General features: G+C 67.0%; 15 protein-coding genes and 2 pseudogenes. 2 read left to right on the forward strand and 15 right to left on the reverse strand.

All coding sequences use genetic code 11. The features are described from left to right. The first annotated feature begins 237 nt into the window (after positions 1 to 237). Positions 238 to 1,248, forward strand: coding sequence for an isopenicillin N synthase family dioxygenase (locus tag ACSQ3Y_RS08200; protein ID WP_436176944.1), 1,011 nt, complete (start codon positions 238 to 240; stop codon positions 1,246 to 1,248). 13 nt (positions 1,249 to 1,261) lie between these two features. Here ACSQ3Y_RS08200 and ACSQ3Y_RS08205 read toward each other — a convergent pair whose 3' ends face one another. The 10 genes and pseudogenes from ACSQ3Y_RS08205 to ACSQ3Y_RS08250 form a co-directional block, all read right to left on the reverse strand. After that, positions 1,262 to 1,717, reverse strand: a complete 456-nt coding sequence (locus ACSQ3Y_RS08205) for a hypothetical protein (RefSeq protein WP_436176945.1) — start codon at positions 1,715 to 1,717, stop codon at positions 1,262 to 1,264. Positions 1,718 to 1,786: 69 nt separating this feature from the next. Then, a complete protein-coding gene (locus ACSQ3Y_RS08210) occupies positions 1,787 to 2,209 on the reverse strand; it encodes a VOC family protein (protein ID WP_436176946.1) in 423 nt (140 codons plus the stop codon). After that, positions 2,206 to 3,186, reverse strand: coding sequence for an isopenicillin N synthase family dioxygenase (locus ACSQ3Y_RS08215; protein WP_436176947.1), 981 nt, complete (start codon positions 3,184 to 3,186; stop codon positions 2,206 to 2,208). Before ACSQ3Y_RS08215 ends, ACSQ3Y_RS08210 begins: the two co-directional genes overlap by 4 nt. A gap of 13 nt (positions 3,187 to 3,199) precedes the next feature. Next, positions 3,200 to 4,231: an ABC transporter substrate-binding protein gene (locus ACSQ3Y_RS08220; RefSeq protein ID WP_436176948.1), complete on the reverse strand. Its 1,032-nt coding sequence runs from the start codon at positions 4,229 to 4,231 to the stop codon at positions 3,200 to 3,202. A 284-nt stretch (positions 4,232 to 4,515) separates the two neighbouring features. Next, positions 4,516 to 5,562 (reverse strand): patatin-like phospholipase family protein, encoded by a 1,047-nt coding sequence (locus ACSQ3Y_RS08225; protein ID WP_057201459.1) that lies wholly within the window; start codon positions 5,560 to 5,562, stop codon positions 4,516 to 4,518. Positions 5,563 to 5,630: 68 nt separating this feature from the next. After that, positions 5,631 to 5,879 (reverse strand): annotated as a pseudogene (locus ACSQ3Y_RS08230) (nucleoside deaminase); the annotation flags it as partial. A 267-nt stretch (positions 5,880 to 6,146) separates the two neighbouring features. Further along, positions 6,147 to 6,308, reverse strand: a pseudogene (locus tag ACSQ3Y_RS08235) (nucleoside deaminase); the annotation flags it as partial. 70 nt (positions 6,309 to 6,378) lie between these two features. Further along, positions 6,379 to 7,146 carry an ABC transporter permease gene (locus ACSQ3Y_RS08240; protein WP_305742721.1) on the reverse strand — a complete coding sequence of 256 codons (768 nt, stop codon included), beginning with the start codon at positions 7,144 to 7,146 and terminating at the stop codon, positions 6,379 to 6,381. 11 nt (positions 7,147 to 7,157) lie between these two features. Continuing rightward, the gene (locus ACSQ3Y_RS08245; protein ID WP_057264852.1) at positions 7,158 to 7,994 is read right to left on the reverse strand and encodes an ABC transporter ATP-binding protein; all 837 of its coding nucleotides are present in this window, start codon (positions 7,992 to 7,994) and stop codon (positions 7,158 to 7,160) included. A gap of 111 nt (positions 7,995 to 8,105) precedes the next feature. Then, the gene (locus tag ACSQ3Y_RS08250; protein ID WP_436176949.1) at positions 8,106 to 9,137 is read right to left on the reverse strand and encodes an ABC transporter substrate-binding protein; all 1,032 of its coding nucleotides are present in this window, start codon (positions 9,135 to 9,137) and stop codon (positions 8,106 to 8,108) included. A 321-nt stretch (positions 9,138 to 9,458) separates the two neighbouring features. Here ACSQ3Y_RS08250 and ACSQ3Y_RS08255 point away from each other — a divergent pair, with 321 nt between their 5' ends. After that, entirely contained in the window at positions 9,459 to 10,277 is an 819-nt protein-coding gene (locus tag ACSQ3Y_RS08255; RefSeq protein ID WP_057201455.1) for an HDOD domain-containing protein, read from the forward strand. Between the two features lie 59 nt (positions 10,278 to 10,336). Here ACSQ3Y_RS08255 and ACSQ3Y_RS08260 read toward each other — a convergent pair whose 3' ends face one another. The 5 genes from ACSQ3Y_RS08260 to ACSQ3Y_RS08280 form a co-directional block, all read right to left on the reverse strand. Continuing rightward, entirely contained in the window at positions 10,337 to 12,637 is a 2,301-nt protein-coding gene (locus ACSQ3Y_RS08260; RefSeq protein ID WP_436176950.1) for an NADP-dependent malic enzyme, read from the reverse strand. 239 nt (positions 12,638 to 12,876) lie between these two features. Further along, entirely contained in the window at positions 12,877 to 13,194 is a 318-nt protein-coding gene (locus ACSQ3Y_RS08265; RefSeq protein ID WP_305742725.1) for a DUF6471 domain-containing protein, read from the reverse strand. Next, positions 13,191 to 15,035: an ATP-binding protein gene (locus tag ACSQ3Y_RS08270; RefSeq protein ID WP_436176951.1), complete on the reverse strand. Its 1,845-nt coding sequence runs from the start codon at positions 15,033 to 15,035 to the stop codon at positions 13,191 to 13,193. Before ACSQ3Y_RS08270 ends, ACSQ3Y_RS08265 begins: the two co-directional genes overlap by 4 nt. Before the next feature lie 142 nt (positions 15,036 to 15,177). Then, positions 15,178 to 15,882 (reverse strand): PspA/IM30 family protein, encoded by a 705-nt coding sequence (locus ACSQ3Y_RS08275; RefSeq protein WP_007861927.1) that lies wholly within the window; start codon positions 15,880 to 15,882, stop codon positions 15,178 to 15,180. Positions 15,883 to 15,898: 16 nt separating this feature from the next. Next, on the reverse strand, positions 15,899 to 16,753 hold the full coding sequence (locus ACSQ3Y_RS08280) for a hypothetical protein (protein WP_436176952.1): 855 nt from the start codon (positions 16,751 to 16,753) through the stop codon (positions 15,899 to 15,901). Positions 16,754 to 16,759 lie beyond the last annotated feature (6 nt).

A 16,759-nucleotide genomic window follows, 5' to 3' on the forward strand; every position in this document is an offset into this window, starting at 1 on the left:
GCATCGTTATTGCATACTGTGCGGGCAAGAGTAGAAGCGTTCACTGCGCGGCGGGTCGGGATGTTGTCCCGCCATGCCAGCGGCCGGAAATTGCTCTTGAAGCCCGCCCCAGCGGCATGCCAGCGCATGGCGTGTCAAGGCTTCAAGAGACCGGTTGTGCCGCGCGCTCAGGCCAGTCTTTAGATGCCGTTGGGGGCGGGTGGATTTTTCTATCCATCCCACTTCAGGAGAACTGCCATGACGACCACTGCCACTACGGCCACCGACACCTACGCCCTCGCCGAGCTCGACAAGGAAACCCGCATGGGCGCCCTGGGCTCCGAGACCGGCGCGCGCGAGATCCGCCGCATCGACCTTTCCGACTTCACCCACCGCCAGGACGCCATCGCCGATGAACTGTGGGACGCTGCGGTCGATGTCGGCTTCTTCCAGGTGGTGGGCCACGGCATCGACCTGGCCGAGGTGCGCAAGGCTTTCGCAATGACCGAGCGCTTCTTCGCGCTGCCCGAGAGTGTGAAAGCCCAGTACCCGCTGCGCAAGGCGCTCAACGTGGGCTGGGAGAGCCGCGCCCAGGTGCGCCCCTCCACCGGCACGCCGGACCAGAAGGAGTCGTACCAGATCACGCGCCCGCACATGGAGGGCCTGTGGCCCACCGATGAGGAGCTGGCGGGCTTTCAGGCCACCATGTTGGCCTTCGAGGGGCAGTGCTGGCAGGTGGCGATGCAGGTGCTGTCGTGCTTTGCGCGCAAGCTCGGCTTCGCGCCGGACTTCTTCGCCCACGCGCACGACCCCTCGAAAGCCAGCTACCAGAGCACGCTGCGCCTGCTGCACTACTTTGCCACGCCACCCGAGCAGCAGGCCAGCCTGGGCCTGTGGCGCGCCGGTGCGCACACCGACTTCGACTGCCTGACCCTGCTGTTCCAGCGCCAGGGGCAGGGCGGCCTGCAGGTGTGCCCCGGCAAGGAAATGGACAGCCAGGCCTGGACCTCGGTGACGCCCGACGAAGAGGCCATCACCTGCAACATCGGCGACATGCTGATGCGCTGGAGCGATGACCAACTGCCATCGAACTTCCACCGCGTGAAGAACCCGCTGCCCGGCGAGTACATGGGGCCGCGCTACAGCATTGCCTTCTTCGCGCAGGCCAACCGCGACGCCACCATCGAAGGCCCGGGCCGCAAGTACCCGGCGATTGCGGCCGGCGACTATTTGAACCAGCGCGTGGCCGCCAACTTCAAGGCGTATTGAGCGGGGGGCAGTCTCAGGGGCGCAGCAGGTAGAAGGCGGCCACGGCGACCACCAGCGCCGCCACGATCCAGACAACGCCCTGGCTGCCGCCGCGCGGCTGCTCCCCGGGGGAGAGGCCGTGCCGGTTGCCGCTGCCGGTGGATGCGGCCAGTGCATCGACCCGGTCCTTGGCCTCCTTGAGGCCAATGCCTGCATGCGCGCGCAGCAGGCGAATGGCTTCGATCTTGTTGCCGGCGGCCAGTGCCTGGCGCACGGAGTCGGGCACGTGGCTGCTCGCGTCCGAGGCAAAGCCCGTGGAGTGCGCCGGGGGCGCCGCATGGTGCCCCTGCTGGTGCGCGTCGATGAGGTCCTTGGCTTCCTTGAGCCCCAGGCCTTGCACCACGCGCAGTTGCTTGATGGCGTCGATGGTGCGGCCCGCGTCGAGCAGGGCCTGCACATCACGCGGTAGAAGGAATCCGGTCGAAGGCATGGGGGCTCCAGTCCGTGGCACTCGGACCGTTGTACCACGCCCGCTGTGCAAGCCCCGTGCAGGCGTGCTTCAAGGTGCCCGTGCGACCGTGCCGTCGGGCAGGCCGAAGGCGCTGAGCCGGAACACATGGTCCTCAGGGTCGGCCAGCACCGCCTGCCACTGGCCATAGTAGGTGGCATAGGGGGGCTTGACCATGCGACCTCCCAACTGCACTGCCGTTGCGCTGGATGCAGTGACGGCATCGGGTGAATCGAGCATGAAGGTGGCATAGCCGGTGACCGGGTCGGCGGAGCCAGCGGACCGCTCACGATCGGCCAGCCCGAGCAGCGCATAGGCAGCGTGTGCGTTGAAGCCGAGCTGGAAGTGCTCCGTCTCCACCGCACGGTAGATCGGCGAGCGCGTGCCTGCGGCCTCGGGCAGCTGCAGCAGCGCCTGGTAGAACTGTAACTGGGCCTCGATGTCGCGGCAGAACAGGTTGAACCAGAGCTTCATGCCATCACCGCCGCAGCCTTGCTGTCCGCCAGGCCATAGGTCTTGCGGTACATGGCCTGCAGGTGCTCGCCCACCGTGCAAGGATCGAAGCGCGGTGCCTCGCCCTCGGGCACACAGGTGGCGACCGGGGCCACGCGCGCCTCGTAGTCGGGCGTGTAGAAAAAGGGAATCGAGTGGCGCGGCGCACCGCCGCTGTGCACGTTGCGCACGCGGTGCGGGTTGGAGCGGTACAGCCCGTTGGTCCATCGCGGAATCATGTCGCCCAGGTTCACCACCAACGCGCCTTCCACGGGCGTGGCAGCCGTCCACTCGCCGCTGGGCAGCTTCACTTCCAGCCCGCCATGGCGGTCCTGCGCGAGCAATGTGATGGCGCCCCAGTCGGTGTGCTCGCCAGCGCCAAAGGTCAGCGCATCCGCCCCCTCGGGGTGCGGTGGGTAGCGCAGCAGCCGCAGCGTGAGCATGGGGTTCGCATGCGTGTGATCGAAATAGTCCTCGGGCAGGCCGAGCGACAGGGCCATCAACTGCATGAGCCGCAGCGCCAGTTGCTGCATGGCGGCGATGTAGGCGCGGCACTGGTCGCCGAGTGCGGGCAACTGCACGGGCCACTGGTTGCTGCCGTAAGAGTGGTAGCCGCGCTGCACATAGGGGTGGTCGGCCGCGTAGTCGAGCCCGCAGTAGAAGCTTTCCTTGAGGTCGGGGCGTGCACCCTCATCCAGCGTCTGCCCGCCCAGGCTTTCGTAGCCACGCATCGATGGCGAGTGGTGCAGCGAGATGGCTTCCTTCTCGGCCAGGGGCAGGTCGAAAAACTGCTGCACCAGCGCGAACTGGCGTACGATAAGTTCCTGCGGCACGCCGTGGTTCACCACATAGAAGAAGCCCGGGCCCATGCAGGCCTGGCGCAGCGCAGCAGCCACGTCGGCGCCGCGCGGGGCACCGGTGTGCAGCGCCCCGGTGAGGTCGATGAGGGGGATGCCCATGGCAATGCCTCGGTCAGCCCTTGAGCTTGCGTTCGGTCGCCGTGGGCAGAAAGCGCTCGGTCCAGATGTCGGCCACGGCCAGGCTGGACTTGAGGCCGAAGGCCGCCACTGTTTCATCGATGGTGGCCTGCAGGCGCGCGGGGGTGGCCGCGCCCCAGCCGTTGGCGCGGGTCTCGGCGGTCTTCATGGTGCCGTCCACGATGAGCTGCAGGCGTTCGAGCTCGATGGCCTCGTTGGCCAGGGGCTCGCGCGCCTTGATGGCGGCGGCCCCGGCCTTGGGGTCGGCAATGGCCTCGATCCACCCGCGCGTGGTGGCCTTCACAAAGGCCTTCATCGCATCGGGCGACTCCTGCATCGTCCTGGGGCTGGCCACCAGGCCGTTGCCGTACGACTGCATGCCGAAGTCCGAGAAGCGGAACACCGTGAGCTGCTCGGGCCCCATGCCGCGCGCCTTGAGGTTGAGCAGCCCGGTGAAGAAGAAATAGGCCGCCGCGTCGAAGTCGCCTTTGACGAAGCGCGTGTCGCCGATGTCGGGCGCCACGTTCTCCCACTTCACGCCGCCCGTGTCGAAGCCCTGGGCCTTGGCGAACACCGGGAACAGCTTGCGCGAGGCGTTGAATGGCTGGCCGAGGATGGTCTTGCCCGCCAGGTCGGTGGGCTTCTTGATGGGGCCGTCCTTGCGCACCATCACCGCGTTGGGGTTCAGGTCGTACTGGATGGCCACGGCGGCCAGCTTGGCGCTCGGGTTGGCGGTGTTGAACTCGATCATGGTCGACAGGTCGGCCGAGGCCACGTCGTACGCCCCGCCCGCCACCAGGCTGATGGCCGACGCCGAGCCGTTGCCGGTGTCGATGGCCACGTCCAGCCCCGCATCCTTGTAGTAGCCGCGCTGGTGCGCGAGCAGAAAGCCCGCACCCGAGGCCTCGATCTTCCAGCCCAGGTTGAACTTGAACTTCTGCAGGTTGCCCTGGGCAAAGGCCAGGGGAGAAGCGGCGCCGACAAAGGCTGCGGCGCCAGCGGCTTGAAGCAGGGAACGACGTTTCATCATGAGGGCACTCCGTCACAGGTGGGTCGGAACCACCGGCGGTGCCAGCAAGGCGGGTGCATGGGAGAGATGAACGAAGCCGGTGCACCCGCGCGCTTGAAGACACAGCCGGCGCCCATGCGGTGCATGGGCAGCGGTCTTCAAGAGCAATTTCCGGACGCCCGGGCCGTGCGCAGCACCTTGGCGGTGCAGGCGCGAGCCGTGGCGGTGAACGCTTCTACTCTTGCGGAGTGAGGTGCAACTTCTGTGCCACAGCGCGTGCGGTGGCGGAGGGCGGGCTGGCCCTATTTGGGCGCTGTGCAGCCCTCGCCCATCCCCGCCATGCCGGCCAGCCGCTGCAGGCGCGAGCGGTTGTCCAGGCAGGCCTTGTGCTCGGCCTCAATCACCTGCTGGCGGGCCTGCTGCGCGGCGCGGGCGCGCTCGGCCTGCAGCTGGGCAATCCGCTCACGCAACTGCGGCATGGCGGCCAGGGCTGCCTTTTCGCCTTCGAGGATGGCGCTGGCGCGCTGGCTGAAGTCTGCCGCGCCGATGTCCAGCACCAGCGGGCGGATGACCACGTCGGCACGGGCCAGCTCGGCCTCGCCCAGCTTCTGGCCCATGATGGCGATGGACTGGCCCAGCGTGCCCAGCATGTCGCCGGGCGACTTGCCGCGCGCCTTGTTCGAGATGTCCACCGCCACCACCACGTCGGCGCCCAACTGGCGCGCGGCGTCCACCGGCACGGGGCTGACGATGCCGCCGTCCACAAAGTGGTACTTGCCGATGGTCACGGGCTGGAACACGCCGGGCACGCTGCTCGATGCGCGCACGGCCTGGCCGGTGTTGCCGCGGGCGAACACGGTGCGCTCGCCGTCTTCCAGGCGCGTGGCGACCACGGCGAAGGGCTTGGCCAGTTGCTCCAGCGGCTTGCGGCCCACCTGCTCGTTCACATAGTCTTCGAGCTTCTTGCCCAGCACCAGCCCGCCAGTGGAAAACTGCAGGTCGCGGATCTTGGCCTCGTCGAGGGCCACGGCCTTTTCCTGCATCTCGAAGGCGTTCATGCCGCTGGCATACAGCGCGCCGACCACGCTGCCCGCGCTGGTGCCAGCAATGTAGGCGGGCGCGAAGCCATTGGCCTCCAGCATCTTGATCACGCCGATGTGGGCAAAGCCCTTGGCCGCGCCGCCGCCCAGGGCGATGCCGACCTTGATGGGGGCCGGGCCGGTGGCCTGCATGACAGGCGCTGGCGCGGCAGCTGCCGGCTGGCTCGGGGCGGTACCGCCGCCGCATGCGGTCAGGCCGGCCACGGCCAGTGCGAGCGCCAGGGGGCGGAAAAAGAAGTCCAGGCGCATGCGAAAGATCCTGTGGTCGACAGGGCGGCGAGTATAGCGATAGCCTCTTTCCGCAGTCGGGCCCAGGGTCAGCGCCAGAAGTCCCGATGCAGGGCCGTGATCTCTTCTTCCAGCGCAGGCACCGGCCCCACTACCTCGGTGGCGCGCTGGCCGGCGGCAAAGACGGTGCGGCAGGGCAGATCCAGCGTCGGGTTCTCGGGGTGGTCGCCGGTCAGCGCCTTGAGGGCGGATTCCTCGGCACCGTAGAGCACGCGCCCGATGCCGGCCCAGTAGATGGTGCCGGCGCACATGGCGCAGGGCTCGAAAGTGGTTACGAGTCCACTGAAACCGAGAAATCAGCTGTGCGCCGGGGTAGCGGCGGGATGCAGCGCAAGGCGCGGGCTTTGCCAAGGCTGGCCGCCTTGGCAAAGCCCGCAACGCCGCGATGCGCCCGCCGATACCCCGGCCCGAAGGGTGAGGGGCTGGCGGGGCCGCACTCGTCGTTGCCGTGCTCGCCGGGTGTACAACCCGGCTGCGCCCGCCGCCTAGATTGCGGCCCCGCCAGCCCCTCACGCACAGCTGATTTCTCGATTTCAGTGGACTCTGGTGCACTGCGCCAGGTAGGCGCCGGGGTAATTGGCCGCTGCCGTGCGCGCCAGCGTGCTCTCGGCATGGTTCACGGTATCGATGTTGCCCTGCTCGGCCAGCACGGTCTGGCCATCGGGTGCGACCAGCAGGGCGCCGAAGGGGTGGCGGCCCATGTCCATGGCGCGCTGCGCCACGGCGTTGGCCCGGCGCAGCAGCGTGGCCGCCTGGGCTTCGCCCAACGCCGTCAGGTTACTCACCCTGCGAGCCCCGGTGGGCCCAGCCGGTGGTGCGCTTTTCGATCCAGCTGAACAGCTCGTACATCACCATGGCCATGGCGCCCACCACCATCAGGCCGGCGAAGGCCAGGCCCATCTGCATCGACGAGCCGGCGCTGATCAGCAGGTAGCCGATGCCCTCGTTGGCAGCGGTCATCTCCGAGACGGTGGTGCCCACGAAGGCCAGGGTGATGGCCACCTTGAGCGAGCCGAAGAAGTAGGGCATGGAGCGTGGCAGGCCCACCTTGGTGAGCACGTCCCAGCGCTTGGCGCCCAGCACGCGCAGCACGTCTTCCAGCTCGGGCTCCAGCGTGGCCAGGCCGGTGGCGATGTTCACCATGATCGGAAAGAAGCTGATCAAAAAGGCCGTGAGGATGGCAGGCCCCACGCCGATGCCGAACCACACCACCAGGATAGGCACGAAGGCTGCCTTGGGCAGGGCGTTGAAGGCCGTCATCAACGGGTACACGGCGGCATACGCCAGGCGCGAGGATCCGATCACGAAGCCCAGCAGCACACCCACCACGATGGCGATGCCAAAGCCCGCCATGGTGACCCAGTAGGTGCGCCAGGCATGGCCGGCGATGACGCCGGCAAACTCCACCAGCTGCGTGGCGATGGCCCAGGGGCTGGGGAAGATGAATTCCGAGACGTTGAAGGCAGAGCAGATGATCTGCCACAGGATGATGGTGGCCGCCAGCAGGATCCAGGGCGACCAGCGTTCGAGGTTCTTGTTGTGCATGGGGAAGGGGCCTATTGCGGGATGGGAGCTGCAGGCTTGCCTGCACCCTGGCGTATGGCGCCGATATGGCCGCGCAGCTCGTGCACGATGTCGCTGAACTCCTTGGTGTAGGTCAGCTCCAGGTCGCGCGGGCGCGGCAGCTCGATCTCGCGGCGCACCACAAAGCGGCCGGGGCTCTTGCTCATCACGTACACCGTGTCGGCCAAAAAGACCGACTCGCGCAGGTCGTGCGTCACCAGGATGACGTTGAATTTCTGCTCGGTCCACAGGTCGCGCAGAATGCACCAGAGCTCTTCGCGCGTGAAGGCGTCGAGCGCGCCGAAGGGCTCGTCCAGCAACAGCATCTTGGGCTCGTGGATCAGCGCGCGGCAGATGCTGGCGCGCTGCTGCATGCCGCCCGACAACTGCCAGGGGAACTTGTCCTCGTAGCCGCCCAGGCCCACCTTCTGCAGCAGCTTGCGCGCACGCTCTTCGTACTCCTTGCGCTTTTGCTTGAAGTGGCTGCGGTAGGGCTCCACGATCTCCAGCGGCAGCAGCACGTTGTCCACCGTGGTACGCCAGGGCAGCAGCGAAGGCGCCTGGAAGGCCATGCCCGAGATCTTCAGCGGCCCGGTCACGGGCTTGCCGTCGATCAGGATCTTGCCCATCGACGGCATCTTCAGGCCCGTGGCCAGTTTCATGAAGGTCGACTTGCCGCAACCCGAAGGCCCGACGATGGCGATGAACTCGCCCTGGCGGATCTGCAGGTCGATGGCCTCGACGGCAAAGTGGTTCTGCGCGCGCAGCTCGTCGTTGTAGGCGAGCCAGACGTCACGGAAGTCCACGAAATAGGAATCGGCAGCCGTCATTGGATGGTGTTCTTGTAGGGCTGGGCCCGCCAGCCCGTCAAAGGCGGCAGGGCGGGCGGGGCGGAGGGAATGCATCGGCCAGCGGCTCGCCGCTGGCCGCTGGCCGCGGGGTCACTTCTTCGGCAGGATGTTCAGCTCGGCTGCAGGGGGCAGGAAGCTGTCGTTCCACACATCGTCGGCCTTCACGCGGGTCTTGGTGTTGAAGGCATCGGACACCTGCGAGGCCATCAGCGACAGGCGGCCGGGAACGGCCTTGCCGAAGCCTTCGCTGCGTGCGTCGGGGCTGTTGATCACGGTGTCGATGGCCAGTTGCAGGCGGCGCGTTTCCAGCGGCACGTTGACGATGCCGTCGCGGGCCTTCACGTGCTCGATGGCGGCGGCCGGGTTGGCCATGACTTCCTTGGCGCCCTTGGTGAAGGCCTTGAGGAAAGCCTTGATCGCCTCGGGGTTCTCCTTGATGAGCTTGGGCGAGGCGATGATCACGTTGCCGTAGAGTTTCACGCCGAAGTCGGCATAGGGCAGCACCACCACGTCGGCGGCCTTGGCGCCACGCGCTTCCAGGTTGAGCAGCGAGGTGAAGGTGAAGCCGGTGATGGCGTCCACGTCGCCGCGCACCAGCATGGTCTCGCGCAGCGGTGGGTCCATGGCGGTCCACTGCACGCTGCCCACGCCGTTGGCCTTCTGGAAGATCGGGAAGGCGCGGCGGCCGGCGTCGAACACCGGGGCGCCGAGCTTCTTGCCTGCCAGGTCGGCCGGCTTGGTGATGCCGCTCTTCTTGAGCGCCATGACCGAGGCCGGGGTGTTGTTGTAGACCATCATCACCGCCACGGGCTTGTTCTGCGCGTCGGGGTTGTTGGCGTGGAACTCCATCACCGCAGCCAGGTCGGCAAAGCCCATGTCGTAGGTGCCCGAGGCCACGCGCTGCACGGCGCCGCCCGAACCGTTGCCGGCGTCCACCGCCACATCCAGGCCCGCCGCCTTGAAGTAGCCCTTGGCCACCGGCTGCAGGAACAGGGCGGCCGGGCCCTCGAAGCGCCAGTCGAGCTGGAACTTGATGGGCGTGGTGGCCTGCGCATGGGCCAGGGAGAAGCTGCCGGCGGCGACCAGCAGCACGGCGGCTTGCAGGAGGGAGCGTTTGTTCATGGGTAGGGTTCCTGTCGGGAGTGGCAGAGAAATAAAAATAGGCGAAACGCGCTGGCGGCCGGTGTGCACCGCCGGTGTGCGATGCAGAGCAAACAGCAAAAACGATGCCCGCTTTCAGGGGAGCGGGGCCGAGGTGTGGCCTATTGTTCGCCAGATTGGTGCATGTGGCCCTACAGGCTTTCCCGAAATGGTGCACGCCGGCAGCGGGCATCGTCGGCAGCCCGCGCCAGCGCGCGCATTGGTGCAAACGCGCACGCCACATGGGCGCGCCAGTGGTACAACGAAAGTCCATTCTTAGCGAACGGCTTTGGGAGGCCCCTCATGGCAAATATCCAGGATTTCTTCGAGAACGTACAACTGCCCACCATGCCCGACGTGGCGCGCGAGCTGATCGCCACCATGAAGGATGACGACATCCCCTTCGAGAAGGTGCGCGCGGCGATCTCCAAGGACCCGGCCCTCACGGCCAAGCTGATCCGCCTGGCCAACAGCGCGCGTTTCGGCCTGCCGCGCCAGGTGGCATCGCTCGACGATGCCATCACCATGGTGGGCCTGAACCAGGTGCGCACCCTGGCCCTGGCGTCGTGCATGTCCGGCGTGTTCAAGGACGCCTCGGGCGTGGACGCCGAAGCGTTCTGGAAGGAGAGCATGGCTACCGCCGGCTACGCGCAGTGGCTGGCGCGCACCCTGGGCTCGGACGTGCAGGAGTCGTGGCTGGCCGGCTTTCTGGTGCGCCTGGGCGAACTCATCATCGCGCAGAAGATGCCCGAGCAGATTCCCGCCATCGAGCAGTTGCCGCACCATGCGGGCGGGCGCTGGGAGCGTGAGCGCTCGCTGCTGGGCTTTACCGAGGCGCAGGTGACGGGAGAGCTCGCGCGCCGCTGGCGCTTTCCGGACACCATCGTGCGGGCGCTGGAGACGGCCGAAGACCCCGTGGCCTCCGTGCCGTTCTGCCGCCTGGGCGGCATCCTGCACGTGGCCACCCTGCTGGCCGAGATCGGGCTCGAAGAACCCAAGTCGCCCGCCGACACCATCGCCAGCCTGCCCGCCGAGGTGACCAAGGCCCTGCAGCTCGACCCTGACTGGCTGGTGGAGCACCTGCCGCCCGTGGCCGGCTACGTGGACGTATCCATCCGTTAGACAAAAAAAAGCCCCAGGGCGTGGTCCTTGGGGCTTTTGGGCGCGGGGCGGGCTTTCGCCTACTTGGTCGTGCGCGCGCCTGCGTTGGCCGCGGCCAGCGCCGTCATGTTGACCACGCGGCGCACGGTGGCCGAAGGGGTCAGCACGTGGGCCGAAGCCGCGGCACCCAGCAGGATGGGCCCGATGGTCGTGCCCTGGCCGCTGGTGGTCTTGAGCACGTTGAACAGAATGTTCGCGGCGTCCAGGTTGGGGCAGATCAGCACATTGGCCGAACCCTGCAGCGTGGTCTCCAGCAGGCTGCTGTGGCGCACGCTTTCGGACAGCGCGGCGTCCCCGTGCATTTCGCCATCGCACTCGATGTGCGGCGCGGCCTGCGCGAACAGGTCGCGCGCCAAGCGCATCTTGCGCGCCGAGGGCCGGTTGGACGAACCGTAGTTGGAGTGCGACAGGAAGGCCACCTTGGGTGGCAGGCCAAAGCGCTGTACCTCGTCCGCAGCCATCTGGGCAATGGCGGCCAGGTGCTCGGCGTCAGGGTCTTCGTTGATGTAGGTGTCGGCGATGAACAGCGTGTGCTCGGGCAGCATCAGCGCGTTCACCGTGGCAAAGCCGGGTGCACCCTTCTTCACGCCGATGATGTCGCGGATGTGCTCCAGGTGGCTGTCGAACTTGCCCACCATGCCGCAGATCATCGCGTCGGCATCGCCGAGCTTGACCATCAGCGCGGCGATCAGCGTGTTGGAGCGGCGCACCGCGGCCTTGGACGCCTCGGGCGTGGCGCCCCGGCGCCCCATGAGCTGGTGGTAGGTCTCCCAGTACTGGCGAAAGCGCGGGTCGTCCTCGGGGTCGCAGATCTCCACATCCTTGCCTGGCTGCAGGCGCAGACCGGCCTTGGCGATGCGCGTGGCGATCACGGCCGGGCGCCCGATCAGGATGGGCTTGGCCAGGCCTTCGTCCACGGCCACCTGGGCGGCGCGCAGCACGCGGTCGTCTTCGCCTTCGGCATAGGCCACGCGCTGCGGGTTGGCCTTGGCGGCCGCGAACACGGGGCGCATGAACATGCTGGTCTGGTAGACGAAGCGCGTCAGGCTCTCGCGGTAAGCCGCGTAGTCGGTGATGGGGCGCGCGGCCACACCCGATTCTTCGGCAGCCTTGGCCACGGCAGGTGCGATGCGCAGGATCAGGCGTGCGTCGAACGGCGTGGGGATCAGGTAGTCAGGCCCGAAAGACAGCTCCTTGCCCGCATAGGCGGCGGCCACCTCGTCGCTCATCTCGGCCTTGGCCAGGTCGGCGATCTCGCGCACGCAGGCCAGCTTCATGGCCTCGGTGATCTTGGTGGCGCCGCAGTCCAGCGCGCCGCGGAAGATGTAGGGGAAGCACAGGACGTTGTTGACCTGGTTGGGGTAGTCCGAGCGGCCCGTGGCGATGATGCAGTCGGGGCGCACGGCCTTGGCCAGCTCGGGGCGGATCTCGGGCTCGGGGTTGGCCAGCGCCAGGATGATGGGCTTGCTGCCCATGGTCTTGACCATCTCGGCCGTCAGCACGCCAGGGGCCGAGCAGCCCAGGAACACGTCGGCACCGTCGACCACGTCGGCCAGGGTGCGGGCCTCGGTCTTTTGCGCATAGCGCTGCTTGGAGGCATCGAGCCCGCCGGGGCGGCCTTCGTAGATCACGCCCTTGGAGTCCACCATGAAGACGTTCTCGCGCTTCACACCCAGGCCCACCATCACGTCCACGCAGGCAATGGCAGCAGCACCCGCGCCCGACACGGCGATCTTCACTGCGCCGATCTCCTTGCCCACCAGCTCCAGGCCGTTGAGCAGCGCAGCGCTGGAGATGATGGCCGTGCCATGCTGGTCGTCGTGGAAGACGGGAATGTTCAGCCGGTCCGACAGCTTCTTTTCGATGTAGAAGCACTCGGGTGCCTTGATGTCCTCGAGGTTGATGCCGCCCAGCGTGGGCTCCAGCGCCGCGATGATCTCGACCAGCTTGTCCGGGTCGCGCTCGGCCAGCTCGATGTCGAACACATCTACGCCAGCGAACTTCTTGAACAGGCAGCCCTTGCCTTCCATCACCGGTTTGCTGGCCAGCGGGCCGATATCGCCCAGGCCCAGCACGGCGGTGCCGTTGGTGATCACACCCACCAGGTTGCCGCGCGAGGTGTAGTCGAACGCCTTGGACGGGTCGGCCTCGATGTCGAGGCAGGGGTAGGCCACGCCCGGCGAGTAGGCCAGCGACAGGTCGCGCTGGTTGGACAGGGGCTTGGTGGGGGTGACCGCGATCTTGCCCCGGCTGGGGTTGCGGTGGTATTCGCGAGCGGCGTCGCGCAGTGCCGCTTCAGCAGCGGAAAGGTTCTGTGTCATACGGAAATCCTGGAGGAGATTCTCAGCAAATGCCAAAAATGAGCTTACTCCATGGCGAGTGCGATGAGAGTGAGGGTTAATGCGTTGATTGCATGGAGTCCAACCCAGGTTCCATCGATGAAATGGTCGAAGGTTGAAGGCCTGACCTTGCCCGGGTGGGGCAGGTGAGGCGGCGGGGGCGGTGGGCCCCGGTGCTTGGCAAAAATCGGATTGTCTTCCTTTTCAGAAAGCCAATAGGCTTATCCAGGTTTGGACAGCCGTGCCTTTTTGTTGGCCTCCACCTTGCGGGTGGCCGGCGCCAGGCCGGGGATTTCGAGGGTGGTCAGGTCCAGGTGCGTCACGCCCATGCTGCGCAGCAGCAGCAGAAAGTCCGAGGCCTTGAACGCGCCCCGGCTCTGGCGCGTGGTGAGGTTGTTCGGGGTCTGCTCGATGCCCAGCTCGGTGAGCAGCTCGGAGACCTCCTGCCAGCCCCAGCGCTTGTCGTTCTTCGCGGCGGTCAGGGCCTTGCGCACCTGCTCCTTGGCGAGGGTGTGGACATGGTCGCTGTCGCTGCTCATAGGCGCAGCTGGCTGCGCACGCGCTTCATTTCAGCGTGCAATTCATCGGTGGTGCGGTGCTTGAACTTCTCGGGCAGCAGGCTGCGGCGCGAGGCCTCGGAGATGGCCAAGAGCTCCATGTACTCGATCATCAGCGTGTCGCGCGTGGGCATGTAGTCCACGGCGGCCTGCAAAAACACCTCGCGCGTCAGCCGGCCATCGGCGCGCTCGGCCAAGTCGATGGACAGCAGCGTCAGCGCTTCGAGTTCGGCGTTCGAGAACTCGGTGTCTTCCAGCGCGGCCTCCATCCAGCCTGCGCCGGCGCCTTCATCTTCGTCATCGTCCTGCGGCGGCTCTTCGATGGCCTTGCCGAAGCGCTTCAGGATCACGCGCACGATGTTCGCGCGCTCGGCCCCGTTCTCGGGGAAGAACAGCGGTATCTTGGTGTCGAAGCGGCCGGGCCGCTTCATGTCGGCGTCGAGCTTGTCGGGCCGGTTGGTCATCATGATGAACAGCACCTGGCCGCGGTTGTCGGTGTCCGACATGAACTCCTTGAGCCGCGCCGTGACGCGCGACGAGGTGCCGCCGTCCTCGTCGCCCTCGCCGCCCAGGCTGCGGTCGCCCTCGTCGATGATCAGCGCGATCGGCCCCATGGCCTTGACCATGGCCAGCACCTTCTCCAGGTTGCTCTCGGTCGCGCCCACCCACTTGGAGCGGATGTTCTTGAGCATCACCGCCGGTATGCCCGCCTCGCGCACGAAAGCCTTGGTGACAAAGGTCTTGCCCGAACCCATGGGCCCCACCACCAGAATGCCCATGGGGATGCGGGCCACGTTGCCCGAGCGGATGGCGGCGGCAATGGCGGCCAGCTCGGCTTTCACCATGCTCATGCCGCCCACGCCTTCGAGACCGAATTTCGGCTCGACGAACTCGATCAGGCCAAAGCACTCCTGCGTCACCAGCTCGCGCTTGCGCGTGCGCAGCAGGGCCGCGATCTCTTCGAAGGCGTTGCCCTTGGCCGGCGCCTTGCTGCCCGGCTGCAGCAGGTGGCGTATCTGCTCGTTGGTCTGCCCGCTGGTCAGCTTGGTCAGCTGCTTGGCACGCGCCTCGGCGTCCTCGGTGCCGGCAATCAGCTCCTTGATCAGGGCCTCGCGCTCGGCATCGTTGGGGGCCTGCACATTGGCGTCGTTGCCCAGCAGGCCGAACAGCTGCACGAGGCGCAGGCCCGAGGCCTGCTGCGCCAGCCGCGTGACCTGGCCGGCATCGAGCGAGCTGTCGGCCATGCGGATGGTTGTTTCGCGCTCGGCCTGGCCGGGCATCGGTATCTCGACGGTGGCAATGCGCGGGTTCGACAGAATCTGCGCGTTCAGCTCCGCCAGCGATTCCACCAGCAAAAAAACCACGTTGTCGCTGTCGCCGATCTGCGGGTTGAGCGACCAGCGGTGCAGCTTGGCAATCGCCTGCCGGTCCTGCATGGTCATCATCGACGGGTCGCCCGCCGGGAACAGCGAGCCCGCGTAGTGGATCACCACGGCCGTGCCGCTCTCATGCATCAGCGCGGCCTCGATGCCGTCCAGCGGCTCGGCCTCGGCGTCAAAGGCACGGCCCGCCAGCGCCTGCGTGCCCGAGGCGATGCTGTGCGAGAGCACGCGCTTTTTCTTGCCCTCCAGCAGCGAGCGGAACAGGTACTGCTCCAGTTCGACGAACTTGCCGTCCAGCAGGATGCGGTCGTAGATGTTGCGGTACAGCACGAAGACCGAGGCATCGCCACTCAGGTAGCGCCGGCGCACGGTGTCGACCCAGGCCGGCGTGGCGGGCGTTGCGGTCGTGGCGGTCGTCGCGGGGGAGGAGGGTGTGCTCACAGGGTTCCTTGGGCGATGGCAAGCTGTCGCTTGGTCTTGTGCGGGTTTGCCTTCAGGCGGATAACTAGGCGGGAAGCCGTAGACAGTGCTTTGGCACGGCAAGGCGAACCAACGACGTTAGGCGCTTGAAGGCAATGCCGCACTACATCTGCTTGGCGCCAGCGCCCTGGGCGCGGGCGGCCTTGAGCTGCGCCAGTTGCGCTTCGGCCGTGGCGCGCGAGGCACCCTTTTGCAGGCCCTTCATGCGCACGTCCAGGTCGGCGCCGCGCAGTTCGTCGCCCAGGTTGGCTTCGGAGATGACGTTGGCGATGTGGCCGCGCACGTTGTCCAGCGCGCGGATCTCGGCGTCCACCGACAGGCCTTCGAGCTGGCTGTGGATCTGGATCTTGGCCTTGGCGCCGGCCAGCTTGGCCAGGTTGCGGTCGCGCTCGTCTTCCACGCGCTTGATCTCGCTCTTCATCTCGAGCAGCGCGTCCTTGATCTTCTCGGCCTCGGCCATGGCCGTCTCGGCCTCGGCCGTGAGCTCGGTCACCGACTGGTCGTTGTCGTTCTTCATCTGCAGAATGCTCACCGCCAGGTCGTCCTGGTTGGTGTCCATGGCCTGCTGCAGGTTGGCTTCGAGCTGGGCCTGCTTCTGCTTGGCGTTGTGCAGGCGCGTGGTCACGTCGTCACGCTGGCGGATGATGGCGCCCGCCGCCTTCTTCAGGCGGTCGTAGTTGGCCTTCATGCTGTTGATCGAGTTCTCGTACGCGATCTCGGGGTTGTTCTTCTCGATGCCCGAGACGAACAGCGAGAGAAAGCCGGTGAACAGGTTGCTCAGGCGGCCGAGGAAGTTGGAAGAAGCCATGGTGCAGGTTCCTTGCTTAGCTGTTGTTGACGTTGTCGAAGAAGATGCGGTGGTCCTGGGCAAACGCGGCAAAGCCCTGCTCGACCTGGGCCAGCATGGCCGCGCGCTGCGCGGGGTCGATGAAGTCGAAGGCGGCGTTCACGCCCTGGGTGGCCCACTCGAAGTGGTCGGCCTCCACGGCGCCGCCCTCGCCCGAGTGGATGCCCACCCAGGACAGGGCCTTGTGTTTCGTGCCGCCGATGTCCACCTCGGTGTGGAACAGGCGCTCGGCCAGGCCTCCGCCGGCCTCGCGCAAGGTGGCGCCGATCACGGTGAACTCGCGGTCGGCCAGCAGCTCGCTGCCCAGGTGGTAGCCCATGGCGTGGAAGATGGAGGCGAGCGAATCGTCCTGCCCGCCGCCATAGCCGCGCATCACGCCCTGGTTCAGCGCCTTCAGCCAGGCCGGCTCGGCTGCCAGCGCGTTCAGCGTGGCCATGTCGGCGCCCGGCATGGTGGTCTGCACGATGCCCTTGAGAAACGCCTGCGCCAGACTGCGGTGTGGGTCGCGCGCACGGGTGGAGTGGTCGTCGAACTCGTCGCGCGCCGCGTCGAAGATGTAGCTGGCCACCAGCACGTTGCGGTCGGCCGCCGGCAGAAAGGGCTCGGCCGGGTCGGTGAACAAATGCCGTGCGCAGCCGATCTTGCCCGCCAGCGAGGCCACGCTGCAGCCGAAGTAGCCGTTCCAGGCGATGTAGCGCGCGAAGAAGCGCACCAGCCGGCCCGGCTCGTCGGAGACGATGGCGGCCTTGAGCGCAGCCTCCATCAGGCGCGTGTACTCGTCGAAATCGACGAGGGTCTGCAGATGCGATTTCTGGACGGTGGTGGTCGTCATGGAGGG

Origin of the sequence: Acidovorax sp. LjRoot66 (assembly GCF_964253305.1) — a bacterium.
Taxonomy (GTDB): domain Bacteria; phylum Pseudomonadota; class Gammaproteobacteria; order Burkholderiales; family Burkholderiaceae_C; genus Acidovorax.